This is a genomic window from Azotosporobacter soli, assembly GCF_030542965.1.
Classification (GTDB): domain Bacteria; phylum Bacillota; class Negativicutes; order SG130; family SG130; genus Azotosporobacter; species Azotosporobacter soli.
This window is the reverse complement of the sequence record NZ_JAUAOA010000002.1, coordinates 304,010-326,643: the sequence shown is the minus strand read 5'-3', so window position 1 is coordinate 326,643 and position 22,634 is coordinate 304,010. Positions and strand designations below refer to the sequence as shown.

21 protein-coding genes are annotated in these 22,634 nt (G+C 40.5%); all 21 read left to right on the top strand.

Translation table 11 applies throughout. The annotated features are described in order from the left end of the window. Positions 1 to 25: 25 nt before the first annotated feature. Positions 26 to 925 carry a glycosyltransferase family A protein gene (locus QTL79_RS03485; RefSeq protein ID WP_346353549.1) on the top strand — a complete coding sequence of 300 codons (900 nt, stop codon included), beginning with the start codon at positions 26 to 28 and terminating at the stop codon, positions 923 to 925. 89 nt (positions 926 to 1,014) lie between these two features. Next, entirely contained in the window at positions 1,015 to 2,226 is a 1,212-nt protein-coding gene (locus QTL79_RS03480; RefSeq protein ID WP_346353548.1) for an O-antigen ligase family protein, read from the top strand. Between the two features lie 88 nt (positions 2,227 to 2,314). Further along, positions 2,315 to 3,346, top strand: coding sequence for a CgeB family protein (locus QTL79_RS03475; RefSeq protein WP_346353547.1), 1,032 nt, complete (start codon positions 2,315 to 2,317; stop codon positions 3,344 to 3,346). Next, on the top strand, positions 3,343 to 4,362 hold the full coding sequence (locus tag QTL79_RS03470; RefSeq protein ID WP_346353546.1) for a glycosyltransferase family 9 protein: 1,020 nt from the start codon (positions 3,343 to 3,345) through the stop codon (positions 4,360 to 4,362). The genes QTL79_RS03475 and QTL79_RS03470 overlap by 4 nt, the downstream gene beginning before the upstream one ends. Before the next feature lie 90 nt (positions 4,363 to 4,452). Then, positions 4,453 to 5,445 carry a WaaS/CpsH family glycosyltransferase gene (locus tag QTL79_RS03465; protein ID WP_346353545.1) on the top strand — a complete coding sequence of 331 codons (993 nt, stop codon included), beginning with the start codon at positions 4,453 to 4,455 and terminating at the stop codon, positions 5,443 to 5,445. Positions 5,446 to 5,473: 28 nt separating this feature from the next. Then, entirely contained in the window at positions 5,474 to 7,303 is a 1,830-nt protein-coding gene (locus QTL79_RS03460; RefSeq protein ID WP_346353544.1) for a polysaccharide biosynthesis protein, read from the top strand. Between the two features lie 10 nt (positions 7,304 to 7,313). Further along, positions 7,314 to 7,877, top strand: coding sequence for a sugar transferase (locus tag QTL79_RS03455; protein ID WP_346353543.1), 564 nt, complete (start codon positions 7,314 to 7,316; stop codon positions 7,875 to 7,877). 14 nt (positions 7,878 to 7,891) lie between these two features. Then, positions 7,892 to 9,043 carry a glycosyltransferase family 4 protein gene (locus QTL79_RS03450; RefSeq protein WP_346353542.1) on the top strand — a complete coding sequence of 384 codons (1,152 nt, stop codon included), beginning with the start codon at positions 7,892 to 7,894 and terminating at the stop codon, positions 9,041 to 9,043. 112 nt (positions 9,044 to 9,155) lie between these two features. After that, on the top strand, positions 9,156 to 9,692 hold the full coding sequence (locus tag QTL79_RS03445) for a hypothetical protein (protein ID WP_346353541.1): 537 nt from the start codon (positions 9,156 to 9,158) through the stop codon (positions 9,690 to 9,692). 54 nt (positions 9,693 to 9,746) lie between these two features. Beyond that, positions 9,747 to 10,736 (top strand): UDP-N-acetylglucosamine 4,6-dehydratase (inverting), encoded by a 990-nt coding sequence (pseB, locus tag QTL79_RS03440; protein ID WP_346353540.1) that lies wholly within the window; start codon positions 9,747 to 9,749, stop codon positions 10,734 to 10,736. A gap of 1 nt (position 10,737) precedes the next feature. Next, positions 10,738 to 11,901, top strand: a complete 1,164-nt coding sequence (gene pseC, locus QTL79_RS03435; protein ID WP_346353539.1) for a UDP-4-amino-4,6-dideoxy-N-acetyl-beta-L-altrosamine transaminase — start codon at positions 10,738 to 10,740, stop codon at positions 11,899 to 11,901. 1 nt (position 11,902) lies between these two features. After that, entirely contained in the window at positions 11,903 to 12,793 is an 891-nt protein-coding gene (locus QTL79_RS03430) for an aldo/keto reductase (protein WP_346353538.1), read from the top strand. Continuing rightward, on the top strand, positions 12,778 to 13,554 hold the full coding sequence (locus QTL79_RS03425) for a cytidylyltransferase domain-containing protein (protein WP_346353537.1): 777 nt from the start codon (positions 12,778 to 12,780) through the stop codon (positions 13,552 to 13,554). The genes QTL79_RS03430 and QTL79_RS03425 overlap by 16 nt, the downstream gene beginning before the upstream one ends. Positions 13,555 to 13,567: 13 nt before the next feature. Beyond that, a complete protein-coding gene (locus tag QTL79_RS03420; protein WP_346353536.1) occupies positions 13,568 to 14,872 on the top strand; it encodes an aminotransferase class III-fold pyridoxal phosphate-dependent enzyme in 1,305 nt (434 codons plus the stop codon). 11 nt (positions 14,873 to 14,883) lie between these two features. Further along, positions 14,884 to 15,567 (top strand): class I SAM-dependent methyltransferase, encoded by a 684-nt coding sequence (locus QTL79_RS03415; protein WP_346353535.1) that lies wholly within the window; start codon positions 14,884 to 14,886, stop codon positions 15,565 to 15,567. Between the two features lies 1 nt (position 15,568). Next, positions 15,569 to 16,516: a glycosyltransferase gene (locus tag QTL79_RS03410; RefSeq protein ID WP_346353534.1), complete on the top strand. Its 948-nt coding sequence runs from the start codon at positions 15,569 to 15,571 to the stop codon at positions 16,514 to 16,516. Further along, on the top strand, positions 16,516 to 17,694 hold the full coding sequence (locus QTL79_RS03405; protein WP_346353533.1) for an ATP-grasp domain-containing protein: 1,179 nt from the start codon (positions 16,516 to 16,518) through the stop codon (positions 17,692 to 17,694). The genes QTL79_RS03410 and QTL79_RS03405 overlap by 1 nt, the downstream gene beginning before the upstream one ends. 31 nt (positions 17,695 to 17,725) lie before the next feature. Beyond that, entirely contained in the window at positions 17,726 to 18,637 is a 912-nt protein-coding gene (locus tag QTL79_RS03400; protein ID WP_346353532.1) for a polysaccharide deacetylase family protein, read from the top strand. Beyond that, complete coding sequence (locus QTL79_RS03395) at positions 18,603 to 19,703, top strand: DegT/DnrJ/EryC1/StrS family aminotransferase (protein ID WP_346353531.1); 1,101 nt, start codon at positions 18,603 to 18,605, stop codon at positions 19,701 to 19,703. The genes QTL79_RS03400 and QTL79_RS03395 overlap by 35 nt, the downstream gene beginning before the upstream one ends. Continuing rightward, positions 19,700 to 21,577 (top strand): beta/alpha barrel domain-containing protein, encoded by a 1,878-nt coding sequence (locus QTL79_RS03390; protein WP_346353530.1) that lies wholly within the window; start codon positions 19,700 to 19,702, stop codon positions 21,575 to 21,577. The genes QTL79_RS03395 and QTL79_RS03390 overlap by 4 nt, the downstream gene beginning before the upstream one ends. After that, a complete protein-coding gene (gene pseI / locus QTL79_RS03385; protein WP_346353529.1) occupies positions 21,564 to 22,616 on the top strand; it encodes a pseudaminic acid synthase in 1,053 nt (350 codons plus the stop codon). Before QTL79_RS03390 ends, pseI begins: the two co-directional genes overlap by 14 nt. Positions 22,617 to 22,634: the final 18 nt, after the last annotated feature.

Sequence of the window (22,634 nt, the reverse complement as noted above, 5' to 3'; positions counted from 1 at the left end):
ACGAAGGTGAAGGAAAAGGAGCCGTATGGAAGAAAAAGAACTTGTTTCAATTATCGTTTGCACCTATAATCGCTGCGATCATCTGAAGCGGACGCTGGAAAGTCTGAAACAACTTCGCTATTCGCCGGTTGAGATCATCGTGGTCGATAATAATTCAACCGATGAGACGGAAAAGGTGGCGAGTGAGTTTCCGGTGCGTTATTTAAAAGAACTGCGACCGGGCGTTGCGCATGCGCGCAATTGCGGCTTGCAGGCCGCAACGGGAACGTATGTTGGCTTTGTTGATGACGATGAGACGGTGATTGCGGAATGGGTGCAAGGCATGCTGCAGGGCTTTGCGCTGTCGCCGGATGTGGCGGCGGTGACAGGGCCGGTCTATCCGGTCTATGAAGTGCCGCTGCCTCGCTACTTGCGCGATGACATCAATGTGGTGCCGGATGAAGATCGCTATAAGAAGTTTGGCCTGATTCCGTTGAATGAAACGATGGGAACCGGTAATTCGATGTTCCGGCGAAGCGCGTTGGAGGGCATCCATTTTCGTACCGAACTGGGACGACGTCAAGGATCATTGCTTGGTGGGGAAGACAGCGATTTTATTTTTCAGATTTATGCCAAGGGGTACCGGGCGGCCTATTCACCGAATGCAGCCGTGGACCATTCCATTCCCAAGGAACGGTTGTCGTATGCGTACTTTATCCGGCGTTATTTTTTTGAAGGAATTACCGAATATGTGCGCAAAGGCTCCACTGTGTTTTGGCGGCGATTGCTGAAGCCGATTCCGGGAATACTCTCTTTATTGTTAGCCTTACTGACGCTGCAACCGACGAAAAGTGTGACGCGATTGCTGCGACTTTGCCAGACTTTGGGGATTTTGTATGGCCCTTTATATATGGCGAAACAACAAAAGCTTTCTGAGCGAAAATAGAGAAGTATTAGCTGAAATTGCCTAGAGAAATGTTTTTTTAGCAATAATGTTTAATTTCTCAATTTAGTTAAAGAAGAGAGAGAGAGAGAATGAACGAAAAATGGTTATACACAATTAGTTATGCGGCGATGCTGTTATATGCACTTGTCCCGGTCACATCAACTGCTTTTGCTGATAATGCATTGCGATTGGCTTGTTTGATGCTCTTGATTATGATTGCAATGAGACACAAGTTACAGAATAATGGTATTATAAAAATAATGGCTGTTTACAGTGTTGCCTTAATAATTTCAGTTTTAGTAAATCCGAATATAAAAGAAGGGTTAAACTTAACTTGGCAACGTATTTTTGAAATGAGTCCATTTGTTATTATGGTTACGATGATACAAAACAAAGGGCGAATATATTCTTTGCTAAAGGTTTTTCTGGCGGCAATGTTAATTGCGGATGTAACCTATATATATCAATTTTCAACTAAGTTTATACTTGCGAATAACTTCGGGTATCGTCCATCTGGTTTTTTCTATTGGGAAGGATGGTTCATGCAAATTTTTCTTTTAATGGTAATTCCAATATGTGTAATAATGTGGAGCGAGCTTTGGAATAATAAAAGAAAAACGGAACGTGCCTTAATTGGAGTGACCTTATTTCTATCGTTAATTGCATGCCTTATGAGTTTTAGTCGAGGCGTATGGTTAACGTTGGTTTTATTTTTATTTTTTTATAGTGCGATTCGATTTCATAAAAGGACAAAAGCATTTTTTTCGATTGTTTTAGGAATGGCTGTTTTTATGGCTGTTTTTATGGCGTCTTTTCCAGTGGTCAAAGATCGATTAGTGTCAATTTTTGATGTTAATATTGGGCCAAATGCGAATAGAGTATTGGCATGGCAGAGTTCGTGGCATATGTTTAAAGATTATCCATTGTTTGGTTTGGGACAAGGAAATTGGTTTACGAACTATAAGGAAAAGTATATTAATCCTGCGGAAACAGAAAGGGTACCTAATGCGCACAGTAACTATATGCAGTTACTAGCAGAGACGGGAGCGATTGGTTTTAGTACGTATATGGCCCTTATGTTGTCGGTACTGGTAGTAGCAAGTGTAAGATGGCGAAGCGCAAAAAACAATGAACAGCGGGCTGGTGCTGCAATAATGTTCTTTTCGATGGCAAACTTTCTTTTTATTGGAATAATGGGAGATTTTAAAGATACAAGAACGGTTGTGGAAACCCTTTGGTTTACGGTTGGAGCTGGTTACGTGCTAGGGAACGAAAAAGAAGATCAGAAATATTGTGAGTAAAAGGTTCTAAAAATACGAAGAGTACCAGGGAATGATGAGCTATGGTTGGGTGAAGTAGAGAAAATGTACAGCAAGCGAGGGTGATACCATGAAGGTGCTGTTAACAGGTCCGGATTTTTTTGACTATACTGAGAGCGTGGCTTGGGCAATTCGTGAGCATGGGCATCAAGTTGAATGCCTACCTTATCTTGGTTATGAGCAAACGTGTGGTTACATTGCAAAGAAAAAATTAAAGTGGGGGTTTACTGCTGAAAAAGAAAATCATAACGCGGCTTGGAATGAGCGACTGAGGAACCTGATTTGTAGAGGCGATATAGACCGCATGGTTGTAATGAATGGTTCATGGATTGAGTATCGTGTGATTGAGGATGCTAGAAAACGTGGAATTCATTTAACACTATGGTTAATAGACAGCATCCGTAGGATGCCGGAGAATGAAGAAAAGTTGAAGCTATATCATAGCGTATATTCATTTGAACCTGCCGATATTCCGTACTTGCAGGAAAAATGTAATGTTTTTGCAAAATATTTATCAGGCGGCTTTGATCCTCGTATTTACAAAGAACAGCCTACGGAAAAAGACATTGATATTTGTTTTATTGGGGCTTCAACTAATAAGCGGAATACAATTTTGCAGAAGGTGGCAGAATATGCAAAGATAGAGAGGCTAAAGTTTCTGGTCTATGGATGCTACTGGGATGAACGATATTTTTGGAAGAGAAAGCGATTTCAACGTCGCTATGCTCCGCTAGGAGAATTTGTACAAAATCATAATATTTCTGCATATGAAGTGGCGAAAATTTACAGACGTTCACGCATTTGCATTAACATCCATATTGAAGAGCATAATGGTCCGAATTCTCGTATATTTGAAATTATAGGAACCAAAAGTTTTCAACTTGTAGACGATAAATTGACGCTTGAAAACGTAATTCGGCGTGGCGAAGAAGTTGAGACCTATCAAAATGCGGAAGAACTGGTTGAAAAAATCGATTATTACTTGAAACATCCAGAAAAGATTGCCGCCAACGTGGAAAAAGGATATGCTCGTGTGACAAAAGAACATGATATTCGAAAAAAAGCGGCTGTGCTTCTACAAGAAATGGGGGATGAAGCATGAAAATGCTGAAACGAATTTTTGTCAGCAAACAGGCTGGCATTGGAGATGTGATTTTGCTTACGCCGATATTAGCGGAAATGAAGCGCCAAATGAATTGTTGGATTACATTAATGGTCTTTAAAAATGCAGTCGACGCAGTGCAAGGACTTCCTTTTATTGACGAAGTATTTGTGTATGACAAAAAAAAAGATAGTAGTTGGAGCGTCATAAAAAAAATGCGGGGGCATGATGCGGCGATTTTTTTTGATTTACAATATCGTCCGACTTTACTGGCTTTTTTGGCACGGGTTCCACTACGTGTAGGGATTGCGCATAAACGAAAACTGTGGCTTACGCATGCCACGACATGGGAAAAGCATCTGGATCATATCTACGAACCGTATGCATCGGCGGAACTGCTGAAAAAAACATTAGGAATTGATATGAAAACAACCGCGTTGGAACAGCTTTATTTTGCTGAGGCAACAGAAATGGAAAAAATAGCGGTGGAAAAAATGTTAGAGGAAGGCGGAATAAAGCAAGGTGTCGCATATGTGGCTTGTTCGCCGCTCACCGCTTTGTTTTTAAAAGATTGGCCGAGAGAAAAGTGGCGAGAATTATTCGTGCGTTTGTACGAAGAACAGGGGATTTTGACAGTTGTATTTGGTAGTTTTGGCGAGCAGAATATAACATGGAATATGCCTGGCGTGGTTAATTTAAGTGGGAGGACAAATTTACGTCAGGCGGCATATATTGTAAAAAAAGCCAAGCTGCTGGTTAATTCTTGCAGTCTGCCGATTCACATGGCGGCTGCATACGATACGCCCTGCGTCGCTCTATACGGACATACTGATCCGAAACGTTGGGCTCCGCGGCGTAACTGCAGTGTGATTATGGCAGGAGTGTCGTGCAGTCCGTGTGATGGATACGCCGGGTCGAATTGCAAGGAGCCGCGATGTATGGCGGAAATTTCAGTTGATGAAGTATATCAGGCATGTTGTGAATGTCTGCAAAAAAGAAGGCAAGAATTGTTGTAGAATAAAGGTAGGAATGCGAAACTCTGAAAAAGGAGGATATCGAAACAGTGCAGCATTGGTTGTACTGTCTTGATAGGATTCGAATAAATTATGGAGCATGCGTATCAGAAACATAAAATTCTGGTTTTAAACGGTTCGCGAAAACGAAATGCATTTGTAAATGTGGCCGAAATTTATAAACCTATGTCAGCTATTGCCAGATGTTTACAGAGATTGCATGAACATTTGCCGATTTGTGGTGAAGAAATTTGGTATGAAGATTGGAAAAAAGAGATTGAAAACTATGATACGGTGATCTTGTTTGATGGTTTGCGAGGACCAGATATTATTAAATATATACATAGAAAAAATCCTCAGATACGAATTGTGATTTATTATGTGAACAAGTTTTCACCGAACGGTCGAAATCATCCGCGTAACTTCCGTCATTTACCGTGCGAGTTATGGTCGTTTGACAAAAATGATTGTGAGGAACACGGAATGAAACACAGTCGCTTTTGCTATGATGATATGTTTGCGAATGAGGAGATTCTTGCTGCGTATGAAAAAGGGCCGGATCCGCAAGCGGAATTTTATGACGCATTTTTTATTGGCGTGGATAAAAATCGACTGAAAAAGGTCATTGAGTTAAAAAAAATGTTGGAGGGATATCAATATCGAACTAAGATAGTTTTAAAGAAGGCCCGTCAGCAATCGTATAAGGAATGCTCGTTGGAAGAACTCGAAATTCTAACGGAACAAGGAGTATCTTATGCTGAAGTGGTGAAAATGATTTGGCAAACAAAAGTGATTATTGAATTAGAAGATACGGGGCAAAATGGTTTAACGCTAAGATCGCTAGAATCTCTATTTTTTAAGAAAAAGCTGATTACCGACAATTCGGAAATTCGTAGCTATGCATTCTATCAGCCAGAAAATATTTTTATTCTCGGATTAGACAAAGAAGAGCGATTGAAAGAATTTTTACAAAGCGCGTATCAACCAGTGGCGGATGAAGTGGTACAGGAATATACGTGGGAGCGGTGGTTGGACCGTTTTTATATAGAACTGGAGAACGTGAGTACGAAAAGTGATTTGAAATAAAGAATGGATCAATGAAAGAAGGATTGTCATGGAACAGGCTCTTAAGATAACCGGATTGTTGGCAACCGATTTTTTGATACTAATATTGGCGCCATATACTGCGTTGCTAATTAGGATGGAAGGTAATTATCAGGATCCGTTTTTCTCGACGCTATATACGGTTTTGCCAATTTTTATATTAATAGGTTTAACAGCGTTTTATTTTTCTGGACTATACAGACGAATGTGGCGATATGCTAGTGTCAATGAAGTGGTGGCCATCCTTAATGCGGTATTAATTAGTGTGGTACTGAATATTACATATTTGTACATAGCTCAAATTCGTTTGCCTTACAGTTTTCATTTTATTAATGCATTGTTGTTGCTTACCTTTGTTGGTGGGACTCGTTTTTGTGTGAGAATGGCGCATTATTTCCGCAAACGGCAGGAACAGCAGAATGTAAAGAATGTATTGATTTATGGTGCAGGCGATGCTGGAGCAATGCTGGCAAGAGAAATTCAACATCAGCACTATGGTGAAAAGAGATTGGTTGGGTTTATTGATGATGCCGAGGCGAAACGGAATCGAACGATGTTTGGAATCAGGGTGATAGGTAATCGAAGCTGTTTACGTGAGGTGGTGGAAGATAACGGCATTCATGAAATTATTGTTGCTATGCCATCGATTAATGGAATTATGTTGAGAGAAATTATACGCGAATGCAAAAATACAAAATGTAGCGTGAAAATATTGCCGGAATCATATGGATTACATGATGGAAAAGTTAGTATGCAGGAATTGCGCAATGTTGATCTGGAAGATTTACTTCGACGGGATCCGGTGCATTTGGATTTAGAACAAATTACTGCCTATCTGAGAGGAAAACGAGTTTTGGTTACTGGGGCTGGTGGTTCGATCGGATCGGAATTGTGTCGGCAAATCATCGAAATGATGCCGCAGACATTGATTTTACTTGGGCGTGGTGAAAACAGTATTTATGAGATTGAATATGAATTGCGGAATAAAATTTCGCAAATCGAGGTTGTCCCGCTGATTGGAGATATTCGGGATGCGGCGCTTATGGAACACATTTTTGAAAAATGGCATCCTCAAGTGGTTTTTCATGCTGCAGCGCATAAGCATGTCCCGTTAATGGAGGCTCAACCGGTTGAAGCAATCAAGAATAATGTGTTTGGTACAAAAAATGTAGCAGAAGCGGCAAAGCGTTTTCAATGTGAGATTTTTGTAATGATCTCCACGGATAAAGCAGTGAATCCGACCAGCGTAATGGGAGCTACAAAGCGAGTAGCAGAACTGATTATTCGACAACTGAACGGGGGCGGGACAAAATTTGTTGCCGTTCGTTTTGGCAATGTGCTCGGGAGTCGCGGTAGCGTTATTCCTCTATTCAAGAAACAGATTGCACAAGGGGGACCTATAACGATTACGCATCCGGATATGAAGAGATATTTTATGACGATTCCTGAAGCCAGCCAGTTGGTTCTCCAAGCAGGTGCAATGGCACAGGGGGGAGAGGTCTTCGTACTGGATATGGGTGATCCTGTTAATATTAAGGATATGGCATGCGATTTGATTGAACTCTCAGGATTAGAGCCATACAATGATATTGCGATTGAATTTACAGGCTTGCGGCCAGGTGAAAAACTATTTGAAGAGTTGCTGAATGCGGAAGAGGGCACCGCAGCATCAAAGCATGAAAAAATTTATATTGCCAATTTAAATCCGTTGGAACTAGCAGAATTAGAACGGGGAATGAGGAAGTTGGAATCAGTAACGGATCGAGCAGATGCTATTGAGGCATTAATGGAAATGCTTTCGACGTATTGTGACGCACGCAAAAAACATGGGATTCAGTAGGAGGAGTATCTTGTTAAAACGTAGTTTTGATTTTTTTATGGCAGGAATTTTTATGATTCTTTGTTGGCCTCTCTTGCTATTTGTTGCTATTTTGGTGAAGGTGGACTCTAAGGGGCCCGTTTTTTTTACACAACGACGAATTGGGAAAGGTGACAAAGAATTTTTGATGTATAAATTCCGGACAATGGCGCTGGGAACACCGGAAGTTGCCACGGATCAGTTGACGAATAGCGCGCAATACATAACCGGTGTGGGATATTATTTGAGAAAGTTTAGCATTGACGAATTACCGCAACTAATCAATATTTTGAAAGGTGACATGTCGATTGTCGGGCCACGACCGGCACTGTACAATCAGCATGACTTACGATGGGAACGTAATAAAAGAGGCCTTTCAGAGCTTACACCGGGCTTGACTGGTTGGGCGCAGGTGAATGGACGAGATGATATTTCTTTAGAAGATAAAGTGCGTTTAGATGCAGAATATTTGACGAATAAATCTTTTTTGTTTGATTTACGAATTATTGGAATGACTATGTTCCATGTTGCAGAGGGAAGCGGTGAGCGGCGATAAGTACAGGAGGATGCATGAAAATAGATAGTATGCTAGAAGAAAAAATAGTAAATGAACCACCAGTAATTAGAATACTTTATGTAATTACAATGTCTATTATTGGCGGTGCACAAGTTCATTTGTTGCAGTTAATAGATGAACTTGCAGAGTATATTGAACCACATGTCGTGGTCGGTGAGACTGGCTGGCTCTATGATGAACTGATCAAGAGAAATATATCGGTATATTGCATTGAAAGTTTAGTTAGGGAAATTTCTTTGTTAGATGATGTGAGAGCAACTGCTGGAATAGCAAAAATTATTAATCGAATCAAGCCGGATATAGTGCATTGCCATTCTAGCAAAGCAGGAATTGTAGGACGTATCGCTGCAAAATGGTGCGGTGTACCAGTGTTGTTTACAGCGCATGGTTGGGCATTTACCGAAGGCGTAACAGAATGGAAACGGAAGATGTATAAGGCCATTGAACGTGTGGCCACGAGTTGGTCGGAAAAAATTCTTTGCGTTTCGGAATATGATAGAAATCTTGCATTGACAGTGATGCCGAAACAGGCAGATAGGCTTTTGCTGGTACATAACGGAATTGGAAGTCTTCCAATTTTGAAGCATAGAGAGTTGAACGGTCCGATTCGATTTATCATGGTTGCTCGGTTCATGGAACCGAAAGATCAAGAAACGGTACTGCGGGCGGTGGCACAGCTAAAAAATGAGCAAATAAGATTTTCAATGACCTTTGTTGGTGATGGAGAAAAATTGGAGGCTGCAAAAAAAAATGCGACAGACTTGGAACTGAATAAGTATGTAACGTTTTTGGGGGCACGTGGTGATGTGGAACGAATTTTGGCGGAACAGGATGTATTCTTGCTAATTAGCAAATGGGAAGGGCTGCCAATCAGCATATTGGAAGCGCTTCGTGCAGGGATGCCGGTGATTGCATCAAATGTTGGAGGGATACCGGAAACAGTAGAAAATGGATTCAATGGTTTTTTAGTAGAACGACAAAATCAACAAGCATTGGTAGATTGCATGAAGCGATTTGTAGCTGACCCCAACTTGATCGAAAAAATGGGGGGGAATGGACGGAGAAAATTTGAAGCTGAATTTACAAGTGCACAAATGGCTAAAATCGTGTTGACTATATACAAAAATATTGTGAAACGCCTATAAACTGACAAAAAGAAGGAAGTTTTGTATAAAAGACGAATAAAACATTGAGTATAGAAATTACTCAATGTTTTATTCCTTTACAAGACGACTATATGATAACTAGGAGAAAAAAATGCTGGATTCTATTATTACGTCAAAAACACGGATACAAATGCTATTGCGTTTTTTTATGAATCCGGAGAGGGAAGCATATTTGCGAGAACTGGCTTCAGAAATGGGAGATTCAACTAATGGGATTCGTGTGGAACTCAATCATTTGGCAAAAGCTAAACTGATTGAGTGTGTGTCGGAAGGTAGGACGAAATCGTATAGAGCCAATCGAAAACATCCGATCTTTCCCGAATTGCATGCGATTGTAAAAAAGATGATGGGCGTCGATACGCTGTTGGCCGAAATTATTGAGCGGCTTGGAGACGTGAAGACTGCTTTTATTACGGGAGATTACGCGCGCGGAATTGACGGCGGCATCATTGATTTGGTATTAGTGGGGAATGTTGATCAGGCCTATTTGCAAGAATTGGTGAAAAAGGCAGAAGGACATTTTGGGATGCGGAAAATACGTTGCCTTTGCTTGCAAATCGATGAAAAGGATTGGCAAGAACGTTTAAAGTGTGAGCAGGAATATTTGGAGATTTACCATAAAGAGTAATCTTAGGTGTGTAGCTCAGCAAAGAAAAGATTTTGAAATGGCAGGAGATATACAATGTTTACGTTAAATGATAAGAATGTTTTGATTACCGGAGGAACCGGTTCGTTTGGAAAACAGTTCATTAAGGCAGTATTGGAAAAGTATACCCCGAAGAGATTGATTGTCTATTCGCGTGACGAATTGAAACAATTTGAAATGCAGCAAGTGTACAATCAAGACTGTATGCGCTATTTTATTGGAGATGTACGTGATGGAGCTCGTTTACGTCAAGCGATGCGCGGCGTTGATTTTGTTGTGCACGCGGCAGCTCTCAAGCAGGTGCCGGCTGCCGAATACAATCCGATGGAATGCATCAAGACGAATGTTAACGGGGCGCAGAATGTGATCAATGCCGCGATTGAAAATGAAGTTGAAAAAGTGGTTGCCTTGTCAACGGACAAAGCAGCGAATCCGATTAACTTATACGGTGCGACAAAATTAGTGTCAGACAAGTTGTTTGTGGCAGCAAACAATGTTGTAGGCGGGATTCGAACAAAATTTGCTGTGGTTCGTTACGGCAATGTTGTAGGATCGCGAGGTTCGGTCGTGCCCTTCTTTAAAAAACTACTGGCCGAGGGGGCAACAGAACTTCCGGTGACTGATGAAAAAATGACGCGGTTTTGGATCACGTTGCCGCAGGGCGTTGAATTTGTGATGAAATCGTTTCAACGTATGCATGGGGGGGAAATCTTCGTGCCGAAGATTCCGTCGAGTCGGATTACTGATTTGGCGAAAGCGATCGCACCGCAGGCTGCAATTAAAATTATCGGAATTCGTCCAGGCGAAAAACTCCATGAGATTATGTGTCCGGCGGATGATTCACATTTGACGCTCCAATTTCATGATCATTATGTAATTAAACCGACGATTACCTTTTTTGCTCAACCTGATTACAGCGTGAATAAACTGGGCGAAGGAGGAATGCTTGTTGAACAAGGCTATGAATATAATTCTGGCACAAATCCGGTGTTTTTGAGCATAGAAGAATTGCGGGAGCTGATTTGACATGCGTAATATTCCCTATGGGCGACAAGATATTTCTAGTGAAGATGTTCAGGCCGTACTTGAGGTGCTGCAGTCAGACTGGCTGACGCAAGGGCCGGCAGTGGAGCATTTTGAGCGAATGGTAGCGGACTACTGTGGCGCCGACTATGCGGTAGCGGTAAACAGCGCTACGTCGGCGCTGCATATTGCATGCATGGCGGAGGGGCTGGGGGAAGGTGATTGGTTGTGGACTAGTCCCAATACATTTGTCGCATCGGCTAATTGCGCTTTATATTGCGGTGCCCAAGTCGATTTTGTCGACATTGATGAGAAAACGTATAATATTAGCGTGGCCAAATTGGAAGAAAAACTGCATCAGGCCGATGAGGCGGGAAGGTTGCCTAAAGTGGTCATACCGGTGCATTTTTCCGGGCAGTCATGTGATATGGAACGAATTCATGCATTAGCGATGCAGTATGGTTTTAAAGTGATAGAAGACGCTTCACATGCAATTGGCGGAAAATATCAAGGCAAGGCGATCGGAAATTGCGCCTATGCGGATATGACGGTGTTCAGTTTTCATCCGGTGAAAATAGTAACGACGGCTGAAGGCGGCATGGTTTTAACCAATGACAAGGAACTGTATGAACGGTTAATTCGTTTACGTAGCCATGGTATAACGAGAAATTCGGCATATATGGCAGGGGAGACACACGGCCCGTGGTATTATCAGCAGATAGAACTTGGTTACAATTATCGCATGACGGATCTTCAAGCTGCGCTCGGCGCGAGCCAGTTAAAGCGGATTGATGAATTTGTGATGAAACGCGACTATCTTGCCAAGCGCTACACCCAGAAATTGAAAGAATTACCATTGATATTGCCGTATCAGGAGAAAAGTGCTTCTTCGGCGTGGCATTTGTATGTGATACAAATTGACGGAACCCAATGTAGCAAAAATCGCCGAAAAATATTTGAAGAATTGCGGGAACAAAATATTGGCGTGAATGTGCACTATATACCGGTACATACGCAACCATATTATGAAAACATGGGATTTGCGCAAGGGGACTATCCTGTTGCGGAACGCTATTATGAACAAGCTATCAGCATACCGGTTTTTTTCGGCTTAACGGAGATTGAACAGGATTATATTATAAGCGTGTTAAAGAAGGTGCTGAATTGACATGACAAAGTTATGTTTGGGAACGGTTCAGTTTGGAATGGACTATGGTATTAACAATCAGCAAGGCAAACCATCGGTTGAAAAGGTGTTTGCAATGATTGATCACGCACTTGCTAGTGGAATTACATGCATTGATACTGCATGCGCCTATGGTGATGCGGAAATGTTGCTGGGGCAGTATGGCATCAGTAAACATGATGTTAAAGTTATTACGAAACTTAAGCCGAACTTGATTACAGAGAAGTGTGCAGATCCGGCGAAAAAAGTGACGGAAGAAATGATTGGGGCATTGGAACGAATGCACCTTTCTGTTTTAGATGGCTATCTGCTCCATACTCCAGAGGATTTTTATAATGCAGGGATAGTAGAAGGACTCCTACAAGGGAAAAAAAGAGGCCTTGTAAAAAACATAGGTGTATCGGTATACGAAATGAAGCATGCCATGGACGTTGTGGAGAGCGGTATAATGGATTATATTCAGCTCCCGTATAGTATCCTTGATCAACGTGCGGATCAAGATTTGTTTTTTAAAAGAGCGAAAGAAAATGGAGTGACCATTTTTGCTCGTAGTGCGTTTTTACAAGGGTTTTTATTAATGGAAGAGAAATTTATTCCGCAACACTTAGAAGATGCGAAGGTATATTTAAGAGAATTTGACACGGTTATTAAAAAATACGGATTTACACGGAGTCAAGCCGCATTTTTGTTTGCCTATAAAAATGAAAACATTGATTATCTGGTGTTTGGTGTAGATAATTTACAACAGTTAGGCAGTAATATTGAAATGTGCAAAGAACGACTAGACTTTTCAGACTGTAGGAAAGAACTTAGTAATCATTTTAGCGGTATAAGTAAAAACATTATATTTCCTAGTTTGTGGAAAAGAGGGTGAATGGGTTGGTTCTTACAATACTGCAGGCCCGGGTGTCGTCGAGTCGCTTAACGGGAAAGGTACTTAAGCCGATACTTGGGGTTCCGATGTTAATTCGCCAAATTGAAAGAGTGAAACGAGCTAGCTGTATAGGAACTTTAGTTGTGGCCACAAGTGTGGAAGCATCGGATGATCCTATTCAAAGTCTATGTGATGAACATGGAATAGAATGTTTTCGCGGAAGTCTGGATGATGTGTTGGATCGATTTTGGCAGGTGAGTTTGCGATTTAAACCGGAGCACATTGTACGTATTACAGGAGATTGTCCATTATTAGAACCGGGATTAATCGATAAAGTCATCAAATATCATATTGATAATAACTATGATTATACGAGCAATGCGACAGAGCCTACGTATCCGGATGGGTTGGATGTTGAGGTAATAACCTATAACAGTCTCGAGAGAGCGTGGCGCGAAGCAAAACGTCCATCGCAACGTGAGCACGTAACGCTATATATAAACCAAAATTTACAAGAGTTTAAAACAGGTAGTTATAGAAATGAACAGGATTTATCTTACTTGAGATGGACTGTTGATGAAGTGCGCGACTATGAGTTGGTTTGTAAAATTTATGAGCGGTTATATCCGCAAAATCCTGTGTTTGAAATGAATGATATCTTAGCGCTTCTTGAAGAAGAGCCTCAGTTGAAAATGATTAATACAATGCACGAAAGAAATGAAGGTTTGAAAAAGTCATTAGAAAAAGAAATCATGCGATAAAGGGGTGGGGGCAATGAAGAAGGTTTTTGCTAAGAGTCTGCAATTATTAGAACGTGCAAAAAAAATCACACCACTAGGTGCGCAGACGTACAGTAAAAGCTATCGTTATTTATGTGAGGGAAATGCACCGGTGTTTTTAGAGCGAGGCGATGGTTGTCTGGTATGGGATATTGATGGAAATCAATATGTGGATTATATTTGCGCATTAGGACCAATTGTTATTGGCTACAATAACGAAAAAGTGAATAACGCTATTATTGAACAGTTAAGCAAGGGGATTTCATTTTCACTATCGACGCCATTAGAAGTTGAATTGGCAGAGATGGTGAGTGAAATTATTCCTTATGCGGAAATGATCAGATTTGTCAAGAATGGATCAGATGCCACAACGGCGGCAATAAGATTGGCAAGAGCGTATACAGGAAAAGAAATGGTTCTTGTTTGTGGTTATCATGGTATGCATGATTGGTATATTGGATCAACTGAAAATAATAGAGGCGTTCCTGAGGCGGTAAAAAAACTCACGAAGTCATTTGGCTACAACGATATTGAATCCGTGCAGCGACTGTTTAAGGAATATCCGGACAAAATTGCCGCAGTTATTTTAGAGCCAATACAAGGAAAGGGGCCGAAGGATGGTTTCTTAAAAGAACTAAAAAAAATCGTGCATAATAATAGTGCCATTTTAATATATGATGAAGTTGTTTCGGGATTTCGCTATGCATTGGGAGGAGCGGCTGAAATTTATGGTGTAACGCCTGATTTGGCTGCTTTTGGCAAAGGAATGGCCAATGGGATGCCTCTGTCGGCATTGGCGGGAAAACAAGAAATAATGCGATTGATTGAAGAAGGAGTGTTTGTTTCAACGACTTTTGGCGGTGAAACGTTGTCACTTGCGGGTGCTATTGCAACAATAAACATTTTAAAGCAGTCGGATACATATGAGCACATCAATTGTTTAGGAGAGCTGGTTCTTAAAGGACTCAGTGAATTGGTGAAAAAACATCAATTAGAAACGGTTGTTCAAGTGGACGGAATTCCTGCACATGCATATTTGAATTTTGAGGGAGCGGGCTCATTAGACTATTTAGATATTGCATCCATTTATCAACAACGGTTGTTGCAGGAAGGAATTTTATCGTTGGGAATCTTCAATCTGAGTTTGTCGCACTCGCAAAGTAATATCAAACAATTGCTGGAAGCTTCGGACAAAGCGCTGTCGGATATTGTTCAAGCAATCAAGCAGGATTCTACTGAGGGAATACTTTTGGGCGGAAAAATGAATCCGGTATTTAAGAGAAATCCAAAGTCGAAATAGGAGGCTATAATATGGAAAAGGCATTTAAAGCGTGGACCGATGTATATAAGCAGTATTTTGCTACTGGACAAGGGTGTGCTTGGCCGAGTGAAACATTGGTGCGTTTGTTTCGGGGACACTATGTTGAGAAAATGGATAAAGAATTTGATGGAAAAAAAGTGTTAGATATCGGATTTGGCAATGGTAATAATCTTGTATTTTTGAAAAGTTTGGGTTTGGATGTGTTTGGCATTGAAGTTACAGATGAAATTTGTCAAGTTGTTATGCAGCGACTTGCAAATTTGGGAGACTTTAAATTGCAGGTCGGAACTAATCGAGAGTTGCCATTTGAGACGGACTATTTCGACTATTTGGTATCGTGGAATGTGATTCACTATGAAAACAATGCAAAAAAAATGGATGATGCAATACGAGAGTATTCACGTGTTATTAAACCGGGTGGAAGATTCTTTATATCAACGACGGGACCGGAAATGTGTATTAAAAAAGACGCTGAAAGATTGGATAAAAACTTGTGGAAAATTGGCCGTGATGATGATTTTAGAAAAGGGGAAGTGTTTTTCTATTTTGATTCACCGCAAGATATTAAAGAACATTTCAGTACATATTTTTCAGAGGTTCAGGTTGGACGGGTTGAAGACGATTTGTTTGCGGAAAAATTGGATTTTTATATCATAACAGGAGTGAAAAAGTAAAATGAATATTCTCCTATTTGCGGGAGGGTATCATGGCTATGGCAGTGGGAATATTTTGCGTTGCTATGAGCTGTGTAAATACATTAATGAAAATGTTGAAAATAGTAAAGCGGTTATTTCGGGGAATCACGTAGGTCTGATTAACAAACTACTTCATCCGTTTAACAGCGCAACGGAATATATCGTGGAAATTGAGTCTAAGTACGACGTTATCATATACGATTCGCCGATATGTGATGTCGTAATACTTAAAAAGTTACGGCAATGCGGAAGCCGCTTAATTGCACTAGACTTCTTTAACTATGAAAATCAAGAAGTTGATGAAATTATTAATTTATGCGATCAAAATCGAGACGCGCGAAATCAATTTAGCGGTCGAGTATATGAAGGCGTTAAGTATGCGATCATAAAAGAGAGCATACTTAACTGTGCGGTGCGAAATTCAATCATAACTGATGAAGGCGTGCCGCGCGTTTTGGTTACTTTTGGCGGAGAAGATCCTAGTGCGAATACAGAGTTGGTAGTTGCACAACTTTGCCAAAAGATAGCGAAGGTTACGGTACTATTAGGCGCGTTGAATGAAAATTCACAAAGTGTTATTGAAAAGTATTCCAAGTATAAACAGATTGAGTTTATACAATTTGATCCATTGATCGCAGAACGACTCGCCCAAACAGACATTTTGATTTGTGGTGGTGGCACAACATTGCTAGAGGGGATTTTTATCGGAATGCCGATTATTGCGGTAGGTCAAAATATATACGAAAATAGATTTATTGACAGTATTAAGGCGGAAATAAAGCTTTATTTGCTAGAAGAACTATCTTTTTTGTTGAACAATTTTGGTAATGTGACTTTTCGAGAAAAGACAGGCAAGACGTATCGTGCGTTTGTTGATGGGGGCGGGAAAAAACGCATCACAGATATTATCTTTAATAGGAGATCATAATGAAAAAACTATTGGTTGTCGGAGCTGGAGAGTTTCAATTGCCAGGCATAATGAAGGCAAAAGAGTTAGGATACTATGTTATAGCCACGGATGGCGATCAAAATGCACCCGGTAAAAATATTGCCGATGAGTTTATGGTAATTGATGTGAAGGACATTTATCGGCATTTGGAAATTGCACAAAACTATAAAATAGAAGGCATCGTTTCTTTTGCTGCGGAGGTGGCGGTTGAAACGGTCGCATATGTTTCCCAGCAATTAAAATTGGTGGGAAACGGCTATGATGTTGCAGTTTTATCGCATGACAAGAAGATGTACTATTATAAGCTGGAACAAGCAGGAGTGCGTGTTCCGAAGACTGTGCTGCCGTCGGAGTTTTTACGATGTGAAAATGAGTGGCCGAAAGTAGTTGTTAAGCCGAGCAAAGGTTCGGGTAGCAGACTAGTTGCAAAATTGCAGCCGAATCAGGTGCAGACATATATTGAAGAAAATGTGAAGCTATTAGGAACTGAGGAAGAGTTTTTAATCCAGGAACATATTGATGGAAAAGAGATGACGGTAGACTGCTTTGTGTATCAGGACAATATTTACATACTTGCCGTTTCAGAGGAAAAAACCAAGGCTGAGAACAGTGTTTCGTATGAGTTGGTTTTTCCGCCCGTGTGGCTGGATGAGGAAGTTAATGAGACGGTGTCCCGTGTTACGAAAAAAATTATTAATTCCTTAGGAATTACATATGGTCCTGTTCATATGGAGTACATGCTGAAAGAAGACAAAACGTTATACCTGATTGACTTTTCGCTGCGGGGTGGGGGGTTCAAAGTATTCACTGATATTGTAAAATTGACGAGTGGAGAAGACATAGTAGAAAAGTATGTGCGAAGTGCAATGGGAGAGCAAATTCAACTTAGTCAACCGAACCATTATGCTCCGGTGATATTACGGTTTCTCTATTCAGATAGAAAAGGAATAATAAAATCTTTGCCAAGCAAATATGAGGGAGTATTTCTTTCGCATATGTTTTTTTATCTAAAAAAGCCAGGCGAGTGCATTGATGTTCCTAAAACGGGAAAAGATAGAATAGCATATATGATTTGTTGGGGTGATGAATTGTCATGCCTTCAAGCACAGGCGGATCACATAGCGGGTCAGGGCAAAGTGGTATTGGAGAGCTGCTGAGCAGAAAGGGTGTATAATGAGGGACTTTTATTTGTTTCTAACATTTGATGTCGACCAAGATTTTTCCATCGGAGCAGACGATTATTATAATAAAAGCAAACCAATTTTTAAAGGCATGCAAGAAGGGATGCCGAGAATTATGGAAAAACTGCAGGGAACGCCGTTCTCTGTGTTTTTGCGTGCGGATTATCAGATACAACAATTATACGGTCGCTACGCATATGTTGCGGAAAAACATGAGGATGTTATTGACGATATCAAAAGAACCGGCGGTGAAATAAATTGGCACATTCATACTTATGAGAGAATGGGGGCGGAGTGGGGACAAATTATTGATGAAAATAAACTGGTAGAAAGATTTGAAGAAGACTATGAAAATGTACGCATGCTCGAAAATATAGATGCGAACGTGGTTCGTGTCGGCGAGTGTGTAATGAATAATTTGTTGATGGGAAAAATGACACAATTGGGTGTAAAGCTTGATTCTTCGGCTCTTCCCGGTAGGCGACGTTTTGATGAGGCAAAAACATTTGACTGGAGCCGTACGACAAATCAAATGTATAATCCGTCTAAGACGGATTATCAAGTGACGGACAATATACATTTTGACTTATTGGAAGTTCCAATGACTACGGTGCAAATGAAAGCGTCGTATGATGAAAAACCAATACAGAGATACTTCAACATGGCATTTCATACCGATATATTATTTCAAGAAATGGATAACTATATCGCAAACAATCAATATTTAGTTACAATTACGCATCCCTATGAAATATTAAACGAGGGAAGTCATTCGTTGATAGGTTATTCCATAGATACCTTTGCGAAGAATCTTTCAGAGTTGGTACAGCGAATTCAACTGGCTGGAAAACGGCCTATTTTTAAGAGAATTGGTGATTTAGCATATGAAAACAATTTTGCAAAACTTTTTTCAAAGTGAGCGATTTCTTTTAATAGACCGGGCATTTTTAGGCTTATATGCTGTTTTTTGTGAAATTAAAAAGAAAACCGGGAAAAATAAAATAATTTTTACGGCTATGACGTGTCCATCGCCGGTATTTGCTGCTATCATGGCAGGTTGTGAGCCGGTTTTTATTGACATAAATGAAAAAGATTATTTGATGGATTTTTCTGAAACCGTTTTATGCTTGGAAACGCAGAAGGATATTGCAGCAGTGGTGTATATTTATATATTTGGAAATGCATCGGAAGACGTTTTGAAACTCCGCCAATTGACGCAGGAGAGCGGCATATATTTAATTGAGGATGCTGCCCAAGCCTTTGGCGGCGAAATTGCAGGGCGAAAAATAGGACGAGTCGGTGATGCCGCAGTATTCAGTTTTGGTCATTCTAAGCAGATTGATGCAGGTGCGGGCGGATGTTTGGTATTAAACTCAATGGAGTTTAATCTAGAAATGCTTGAATGGCGGATAGGCCAATTGGAGCGATTTGCACCTGATGAAGAATTGGCGAAAAATTACCGGGATGAATTTTACGCTGTGCGTAAGCAAGGGCTGTTGAATCCGTTGGCATATCAGAAATATGAAAAGTTTCAGGAAAAATACCGAGGGTTATATTTAAAGCAAATAACTGTAGATTGGGCTAGTGTGAGGGAGAAAACGGAAAAATTCATTTTGAATAATGAAATTGATCGCAGATATGAGCGCGCATTGGCATATCAAACTGCCTTTAAAAATATGAAGTGTTGCGGAAAATTGAGCTTGCCGATTATTAGTAAGGGGACGTCGGTTTATCGCTATACCTTTATGGCGAAAAATGCAGTAGATGCAGAAGCGATTAGTGAATTGCTCCGCAAAAATGATATACACTGTTCTAATTTGCATATTCCTGTCAGTCGGATCTACCATCAGAATAACTACGAACATGCAGTTGATTTTGCCAAACGGGTAATCAATTTGTGGGTTGATGATGTAGCTACGGATCAATACATTCAAAAGACTGTTCAGATTATTGCGGAATATTACGAAAAGGCGGGGGCGGCATGAAAAAAGTTGAAATTTTAGAGTGTACCCTACGGGATGGAAGTTATATGGTGCAGGACCAATTTACTGCTCAAGATACCGCCAATTTTGTGAGAGAACTCGATCGTCTGGGCTTTAACTATATTGAAATAGGACCAGGAATTGGCATAAATGCAAAATCTAAAAAGAAAGTAAGACCAGCTTCTGAAGATTACGAGTATGTAAGAGCGGCAGTAGAAGTAAAGGGCAACGCAAAGATTGGAATGTTTTTTATTCCTGGGATTGGAAGGATGGAAGACATAAAGGCTCTTGCTGCAGAAGGATTGGAGTTTATCCGAATTGGCGTTGAGGCCGCGAATGCTGAAGCGGCATTGGAATATGTGGAATATGCCAAGAGCCTAAATTTATTTACGGCAGTAAATTTGATGAAGTCATACACGGTTTCATCTGCGAAATTTGCAGCATTGGCAAAGTATTTTTGCCAAAATGGTGCGGATGCCTTTTATTTGGTTGACTCTGCAGGGGGCATGTTGCCGGCTGATATTGAAGAATATATTTGTGCGGCAAAGGAGAGTGCGCCAGAGGTAAGGATCGGTTTTCATGGGCATGATAATTTATCGTTGGCGGTTGCCAATACCCTAAAAGCGATAGAATGCGGCGCGGACTTTATTGATACAACTATTTGCGGCTTAGGGCGTAGCTCTGGAAATGCGGTCACGGAAAAAATGTTGTTGATTTTAGAGCGTTTGGGTTACAAACACGAAATTGACATTGAGGAATTACTTCTTTTTAGCGATGGTTTTGTTAAATCATTTATGGCAAATAAAGTTGAAACATCTGTGGACTGTGTAATGGGATATGCGCAATTTCACTCGGGATACTATGATTTAATAATGAAAATGGCCTATAAGTATATGATTAACCCTAATCAACTTATAATGGAGTATGCCAAAATTGATAAGGTGAATGTGGATGAACAACGGCTGGAGGAGTTAGCGAAGAAAACTCGAAAATTTTCGCCGCGAGAATTTAACTTTGGCGTTGATATCCAGCAAGGCGCAAATATTGATGAACAACTGAAAATCCTTAAAGCTAAATTTATAGAGTATAAGAATAAATATAATGCATTGATTTATTTCAATATGAGTAAGCCTTACAATCGAAATGAAAGCTCAATATCGCCGGTCATTCACTCGCTGAATAACACATATTTTGGTAGTGCGGAGATTGCGGAAGATATAAGTGTTGTTAGAAAGATCTATGATGTTCTTGCAGAAAATGTGGATGGATTTTTGGTGGACAACGGATTGGAATTTGAAGAAAATATTTGTGATAGAGATAAATTGATTAAGTACAGTGATGCGCTAGTTTTTGCCTCAAGTATATACAACTATTTGGACGAATTCAGAAGGAAACAAGAAGATTGTTCGGTTTACATTGATGTTTGCAATGAAGTAAAAGAACAACTGCATATCGAGAGTCTCGGGATAAAAATTGTCGAAGAAAGGGAAGCGGCAGATATACTTGTTATTGGTGAAAATTATTTAACATTGGAACAGATTGCCGACTTTAAAAAGTTGAAATGGATATTGGTCACTGTGCCAGGGCGAATTGATCCGCAAATTTCGGCACTTAGAGAAGATGTTAAGTTGGTGCGGATTGACTTTAAAATAGAAATTTATAGTGAAATTATGAAAAAAATAAATTACAAAAAGTTATTTGAAGAAGAATATGGAAATAAAATTGTAAATGGAATAGAATATTGCAGTGGTGGATTTATTGGGAAAAAAGGTGCGATCATTGTAAACGATATTAACAAGCGAACACAAATCTATGGTATGTCTAATGGGGATGGTAGTATTTCGTATAAGTGGGGGACATGCAATGAGAAAAATTGAAATTGACGGTTGTAGCATCGGTTCTGATTACAAACCGTTTATTATTGCGGAAATGTCGGGTAACCATAATCAATCGCTGGAACGAGCACTTGCTATTGTAGATGAAGCGGCGCGAGCGGGGGTTCAAGCTTTAAAGATTCAAACATATACGGCAGATACAATGACAATTGATTCTCGGGAAGGTGAATTTTATATTGATAGTCCCGACAATATTTGGGCGGGTACATCTATGTATGAACTTTATCTGCAAGCATATACGCCATGGGAATGGCATAAGGCGATTTTTGATCGTTGCCGTGAACGTGGAATCATTGGATTTAGTACGCCGTTTGATGCTAGTGCAGTCGACTTTTTAGAGTCATTAAATGTTCCGTGTTACAAAATTGCTTCGTTTGAAAATATTGACGTGCCACTGCTGAAAAAAGTGGGACAGACGGGAAAACCGGTAATTGTATCAACAGGAATGGCTAGTATTGCGGAGTTGGATGAAATAGTAACTACGCTAAGAGGGGCTGGTTGTGAGCATATTGTATTGCTGAAGTGTACCAGTAGCTATCCTGCCAGTCCTACGGATGCAAATGTTGCAACTATTCCGCATATGAAGGAACTGTTTAAGTGCCAGGTTGGATTGTCGGATCACACCTTAGGAATCGGGGTTGCTGTAGCGGGTGTGGCTTTGGGTGCAACGGTCATAGAAAAGCATTTTACTCTTTTGAGATCAGAGGGCGGCGTAGATGCTTCATTCTCACTGGAACCACAAGAGATGCAGTTGCTGGTGGATGAAACTATGCGAGGCTGGCAAGGAGTGGGACAAATAAGCTATGGTCCGATCGATAAAGAAAAAGAATGCTTAAAAGGTCGTCGATCGCTATATATAGTACAAGATATGCGTGCTGGTGAAAAATTTACAGCAGACAATCTAAAAAGCATACGTCCAGGTTATGGGCTTGGACCTAAATATTATGAGGTTTTGCTTGGTAAGCGTGTGAAAAAAGATATAAAGCGAGGAACGCCGGTCTCATGGGATCTGTTGGATTGAGAACAGCAGTGCGGTAAG